Source organism: uncultured Adlercreutzia sp., assembly GCF_958431955.1.
Taxonomy (GTDB): Bacteria; Actinomycetota; Coriobacteriia; order Coriobacteriales; family Eggerthellaceae; genus Adlercreutzia.
Map to the genome: position 1 here is coordinate 1 of NZ_CAUASN010000060.1, position 6413 is coordinate 6413.

5 protein-coding genes are annotated in these 6413 nt (G+C 64.8%); 4 read left to right on the forward strand and 1 reads right to left on the reverse strand.

Annotated features, from left to right (window positions below):
- From Q5064_RS11220 to Q5064_RS11230, 3 genes are all read left to right on the forward strand, one after another.
- Positions 1–592: hypothetical protein (locus Q5064_RS11220; RefSeq protein ID WP_302964727.1), on the forward strand; the 592-nt coding region annotated here is incomplete at its 5' end.
- A 210-nt stretch (positions 593–802) separates the two neighbouring features.
- Positions 803–2341, forward strand: a complete 1539-nt coding sequence (locus tag Q5064_RS11225) for a S1C family serine protease (protein ID WP_302964728.1) — start codon at positions 803–805, stop codon at positions 2339–2341.
- A gap of 877 nt (positions 2342–3218) precedes the next feature.
- Positions 3219–3953 carry a DUF3825 domain-containing protein gene (locus Q5064_RS11230; protein WP_302964732.1) on the forward strand — a complete coding sequence of 245 codons (735 nt, stop codon included), beginning with the start codon at positions 3219–3221 and terminating at the stop codon, positions 3951–3953.
- A gap of 204 nt (positions 3954–4157) precedes the next feature.
- Here Q5064_RS11230 and Q5064_RS11235 read toward each other — a convergent pair whose 3' ends face one another.
- Positions 4158–5627 carry a helix-turn-helix transcriptional regulator gene (locus Q5064_RS11235; RefSeq protein ID WP_302964730.1) on the reverse strand — a complete coding sequence of 490 codons (1470 nt, stop codon included), beginning with the start codon at positions 5625–5627 and terminating at the stop codon, positions 4158–4160.
- Between the two features lie 343 nt (positions 5628–5970).
- On the opposite strand from Q5064_RS11235, the gene Q5064_RS11240 reads away from it, so the two are divergent.
- Positions 5971–6413 (forward strand): FAD-dependent oxidoreductase (locus tag Q5064_RS11240; protein ID WP_302964731.1); only part of this gene is annotated, 443 nt, incomplete at its 3' end.

Below are 6413 nucleotides of genomic sequence, written 5' to 3' on the forward strand. Positions count from 1 at the left end.
CATGTGGTACGACGCGGTCATCCGCGACGAGGTGCCCGAGGGGCTCGAGGTGCTCACGAACACCATCGTGCTGACCGATGCCTCCGGCCAGACCCACGAGGTGCCCGATACGGCCTACGACGTGAAGACGCGCGTGCTGGCGGTGTCCTGCGGCGACCTGCCGGGAGGCGCGAGCGTGAGCGTCAGCTTCGAGGTCGTGGTGACCGAGGACGCGGTGGGCAAGGACGTGGGCAACACGGCCACGGCCCATGGCACGCTGCCCTCCACCCGCCAGCCCGGCGGGGCCTCGGGTACCCCCGGCGGCCCGTTCGTACCCTCCGAGGGCTGGACGGACTACCTGGTGGAGCATCCCGGCGTGAGCAACCCCGACCCGGTGTACCCGTCTGCGGACGTGAACGCCTCGGGCGGCATCCTGTCTGACGACCGTGGCGATGACGGCGCGTCCACGGACAAGAAGATGGACCGCACGCTGCTGCGCCTGGCCCAGACGGGAGACGCGGCCCGCGGGTCGCTCATGGTGGTGCTCGCCTGTGTTGCCGGCTGCGCGGTGCTCCTGGCCGCCGCCCGCATGCGCCGCCGCGAGAACGACTAGGCACGGCATCCGGCCGCGCACCGGCCGGGCCGATTCAGATGAGAGGGCGTCCTTCCTCGGGAGGGGCGCCCTCTCCTTATGGTGTACACCAGGTGGTGTATCTCCGTGACGCAAGCGTGACGATGGGTTGCCAGCATGGTGGATTCTCTCAGGGGCGTGCTAATGTTTGCGGCAGCACCAAGGCACAACCCCTCTGCAAAGGAGACTTCCATGACCGATATGAACGGAACCCCCGCCCCCGGCGGGAACATTCCCCAGCCTGACGGCGCGGCGCCGCAGCCGGCGCCCCTCCAGCCCACCCAGCCCGCAGCTCCGGCGCAGCCCTACGCGGCCCAGCCCGGCCAGCACGCCTACGCGGCCCCGCACGTGGGCGCCCAGCAGACCTACGAGGCTGAGCCGGTGCACGCCCAGCACGCCGCCCAGAAGGGCTCCGACGGCAAGACCTTCCTCATCGCATTCGCTGGCGCGCTCGTCGCCTGTGTGCTCGCCTTCGGCGTGTGGGGCGCGGTAGGGGCCATGAACGGCTCCGGCTCGTCGGCGCCGGTGGTGACCGACCCCTCCACGGGCCAGTCCACCGTCATCGCCCCGAGCGAGGACGCCACTCTGGCCGAGGCCGTGTCCGCGAAGTGCCTGCCCTCGGTGGTGGCCATTGACGTGTACGCCGCCCCGCAGTCCATGGGCGGCATGGGCGGCCTGGAGGAGCTGTTCGGCTACAACTACGGCTACGGCACCCCGCAGGACCAGGGCGGCCAGGAGCTTCAGATGTACTCCCAGGGCTCTGGCGTGGTACTGTCCGAGGACGGCTACATCATCACGAACAACCATGTGGTGGAGGGCGGCGCCGCCTATAAGGTGACCGTGGCCGGCGAGACCTACGACGCTGAGCTTGTGGGCACCGACGCCTCCTCCGACGTGGCCGTGCTGAAGGCCAAGGACGCGAGCGGCCTGACCCCCATGGAGATCGGCGACTCGGACAACCTCACCATCGGCGAGTGGGTCATGACCCTCGGCTCCCCCTTCGGCCTCGAGCAGTCGGTGGCCACGGGCATCGTGAGCGCCACGAGCCGCTCCCAGATCATGGACGCCTCCGAGTCCACCCAGGCCGGCGGCACCGGTGAGATCACCATCTACCCGAACATGATCCAGACCGACGCGGCCATCAACCCTGGTAACTCCGGCGGCGCGCTCGTGGACGACGAGGGCAAGCTCATCGGCATCAACACGCTCATCACCTCCTACTCCGGCAACTACTCCGGCGTCGGCTTCGCCATCCCGGTGAACTACGCCATCAACCTGGCGCAGCAGATCATTGCCGGCGAGGAGCCTACCCACGCCCAGCTCGGCGTGAGCCTGTCCACCGTGAGCGCCTCGCTGGCCCAGCGCTACGGCCTGCCGGTCGACACCGGCGCCTACGTGGCCGGCGTCTCCGAGGGCTCGGGTGCCGCGGCGGCCGGCATCGTCCCGGGCGACATCATCACCGCCTTCGACGGCCAGGCCGTGGAGTCGGCTTCCGACCTCATGCTGGACGTGCGCACCAAGAACCCCGGCGACACGGTGACGCTCACCGTGAACAGCGGCGGCCAGGAGAAGGAGGTCCAGGTGACCCTGGGCGACGACTCCGCCACCCAGCAGCAGAAGAAGGCCGAGACCGAGCAGGAGTCCATGGACCAGTCCCAGGGCGGTCGCGGCATGAGCATCGAGGACATGCTGCGCCTCTACGGCCAGCAGCAACAGCAGAACGCCGCGTAAACCCAGCGAGCTGCGGGGACCCGGTGCCTCACTGCGTCGCCAGGCACCCCGCCGCGTGGCCAGGCGCCCGCCGCGCAAGTGCGGTGAACCGCCGCGGCATCAGGTGCCCCGCTGTGTCGCTCCTCTGCGATAGAGCATCGCTAGCACCTTCCGTGTCCCAGCACCCCAGCGGGCCGGCTCCTTCCTCGGAGCCGGCCCGCTTTGCGTCGGGGAGGCCGGGTACCCCGCTGCGTCGCCAGGTGCCTCACAGCGCAGATCCGGCGAATCGCGCGTCCTTCAGCGGCATAACGACGCAAGGCGCCTTCAGCGGGTCGGCTCCCTCCCCGGAGCCGGCCCGCTTCGCATTTGAGGGAGAGGTGGGGTGATGGGAAGAAGGGCTCAGAGCGGTGAAGCGTTGCGGAGGACCATAGAGGGTTGTGGAGGATCGTGAAGGGCTGTGAAGGGCTGTGAAGAGTCGAACTCCCTAGTGCCGGGTCTTCTGGCCAGGTGCACCCTGTCCGCTCGTGCAGAGCGCTCCTTTTTGGCCACTTTCTCGCGTGCAGGGAGACTTCTGTTCCGATTTCGGCCGCTAATAAGTGGTTCGCTCGTGCAGAGAGCCAACTTTTGGCCAGAAAACCACCGAAACCGCCAAGGCGTTCCGCTGCCCTAGGCCCTAGAGGCTCTAGCTGTCCATGTGGTCGTCCCCCCCCCTTGCGGTGGCCGCGTGGTTCAAACTATCGACTTTGGTAATAAATAATAGCGGTAAATCATATTTAAACGCTATAATAGGAAAGTTATTTAATCCAATAGTATTCATGGGGGTAATAAATTGAAGTTAAGAGACTGGGCTTTTCTGGGCAACTATGAGTTTTTTACAAGTCGGGTTCGGCAACTTGCTTTGGACGAGCTAGAGCCTGAGAGATGGAGTTGCTCGGGAAAAAATGATTTCGGGATATTGAAGAACTACCTGTACTTTACCTTCGAGAAACTTTGGCATGATCGAGAGGAAGCGGCGGACGAAGACAAGCAGACGCTGATCTACATAGACGGCGATGTGGCCTGTTTCAACACCGGGCTTTTCGATAGAAACTGGCAGGAGATATATTTCTACTGTGAGAAGAACCCAAATGAGAATAGGCAGCCTTGGAAGTTTATCTCCTTCTGCAACAGCTATACAATGCAATATCGGCCCATAAGCCACGAGGCATGCTCGCGCTTGAGGCGGGCAAATTACTTCGAAGATCCTAGCCTGCTCTTGTTCGACAGCAGATTGGAAATCGTTCCTCAGTGGAATCATATTATTCATGACCCTGAGAATTTCCGTCGCATTCCCTCTAGTTTACGGGAAGGGGGCGAGTCCCTCTGCATGTCAGTGATCGACGGGGAGATACGCAAGGTCAGGAAGCGCATCCAGGCTAATTACAAAACTGTTGTTCCCCAATATTACAAAGGTCGGATACAGCTTCTTATGCCCCTCTATTTGACGAATCCCAACACCGCGGATCTTGCGCTTGTGCTCTCCTTGAGCGATGATCGGTCTGTTTACTATGGGCACACGTGCCTTACCATTGATATGGCGTACAACAACGCACGTCTCATTGCCCGGCCTGATAGCTATTGGCTTCACGTGTAGTTGACGAAGAAGAGAGCTTGTCTTAAGATAGCCCCGTTATGTGTTTGCTCGAGTGTTCGATTGGTGTTTAGTTCAGATTTTCCTTTTTCGTGAGTTTGTTGCTAGGAGCGGGATGCGAATTCCGCTCCTTATTTTTATGCCAGATGCTGGCTGGGATGGTGCCGAGACCGCCAAGGCGTTCCACTGCCCTAGGTCCTGGCGGTCTTAGCTGCTCAGGTGGTCGCCTAGGTCCACCAGCTCTTGGCGGGAGTGCACGTCGAGCTTCTTGTAGATGCTCTTCGTGTGGCCGCGGGTGGTGTTCTCCGATATGAACAGCTTGCCGGCGATGGCCGACACGGTGTGCCCCTTCATGAGCAGCTCGGCCACCTCGATCTCCCGCGGGGAGAGGCCGCGCTCCCTCAGGTACGCGCCCACGATGGCGCCCCGGTCTTCCTGGGCCGGGGCCTCTTCAACGTCGGAGGGTACCTCGGCGGGAGCAGCCCCCTTCGCCGACGATCGCGGCGCGCGGTTGAGGAGTTCGGCATCGGTGAGGGAGGCCGACGCCTCGCCCTTCCCCCGCGCCACCAGCACGAGGGCCACCGACAGCAGCACGATGCAGAACAGGATGACGCTCGCCCAGTGGGCAAAATCGCTGGAGGGGGCCGGGCCGAGCAGGGCGCCGGCCACGCCGCCGAGGGTCATGGCCAGAAGCACCGGCGCGATGCTGAGCGCGTACAGCGGCGAGGGCGGCAGGCCGTTGCGCACGGTGTACACCGCGCAGGTGATGATAAGCAGCAGGTTCAGCACCTCGAAGCCGAACATGAGGAAGGCGTCCAGCAGGGGCGCGTACTGCTGTCCGAGCAGCGACGGCAGCAGGAACACGATGGTGAGCGCCGGGAACAGCAGCTGGTAGATGTGCAGGATGTCGAAGCCCTTCGACAGGAACAGCTCGAGCGCCACCACCAAAAGGGCCGCCGCCGCGAAGCCGAGCAGCACGGCGAGGGTGCTTCCGGCCCCCGAGGAGCCCACGCTGCCGACGAGCTTCTGCGCGAACCCCAGGATGCCCACGCACAGCGCAGGACGCCACAAATCGCCGATGGCGCGGCGCAGGCACGGGCGCGTGAGGGCGGGCACCGTGTCCATCTCGATCTCTGCGAGGCTGCGCTGCAGGCTGACAAGCGACAGGAAGGGCAGCACCGTTACCGTGACGAAGGCCATGGCCACCGCGGGCAGCATGCTGACGATGAGGTAGAGCGCCACCGACATGGCCGCCGACAGCGGAATGCAGATGAGGGCCCGCTGCTGGCCCTCGGTGACGTAGAACAGCTCCCAGAGGAGGAAGAACAGCGCGCAGGCGCCACCCATGAGCAGTCCCGACGCCACGGCGAGCAGGTCGCTTCCCTCCCCGAATCGGAAGGTGAGGAAGTACAGCAGCGCGGCTCCGCTGAGCATGAAGCTGGCGGCCGATGCCGCGCCGTGGGGCAGCTCGCGACGGCGCAGCGCGCAGATGAGGCCGAGGGCTCCCACGGCCGCGGGCAGCAGAATCTCGTCGGACAGGGCATAGAGGTGCCACGGTCCGGCGAGCACGCCGCCGTCTTGGAACCCCGTGAGGGTCACGAAGGTGACGGTCCAGAAGAAGCCGAATCCCAGATGGTGAATGCGCAGCCCCTCGATGAGCCGCCTCGCTCGTTCCATGACGCCCTCCTTCCCTGGGAGCATTGTATCAGCCGTCGGCGGCCGCCCCGGCGGCCGCCGCCAAGAACTTCGGAACGATAGACGGCCCTGAACAGGCACTTTCCAAAAACAACCCAAAATATGTCCCCCTCAAAAGCGTGATGGGGCACCCGAAATGCGGCGGTTCCAACGCGGCAAAATACCCAATTTGGTGGCTTACGCGGCCGCGTCGAAACGGGCATAGTGGCCCTCGATCCCGGCAAGGAGAAAGCCGGGGAGGAGTCGGCGCCCGCTCGCGTTGCCCGCGGATGCGTGGGGCGCGACGGTGCCGGCGCGCAGGTCATACGAGACTATGGAGGGAAACATGACTGCAATTTCTCGACGCAATCTGCTCAAGGGCGCTGCCTTCAGCGCCGCCGGCGTAGCCGCCCTCGGCGTGGCCGGCTGCGCGCCCCAGGAGAGCGGGGCCGCCGACGCCGCGCTGTCCGAGACCGGCGAGGCCGCTAAGCACACCTGGGAAGTGAAGCCCGAGCCCATCGCGGCCGACCAGATCACCGAGACGGTGGACACCGAGGTGCTCATCATCGGCGGCGGCTACTCCGGCGCCTGCTGCGCCCTGTCGGCTGCCGAGAACGGCGCGAAGGTCGTGCTCGTGGAGAAGGACGCCGTGCTCAACGGCCACGGCGTGGGCGGCACCGGCGCCATCGCCTCGCGCGCCCTGGACGATCTGGGCCTGATCTTCGACAAGTCGCTGGAGATGGAGCGCTGGGTGTCCACCTGCGGCAACCGCTGCCGCGAGTCGCTCGT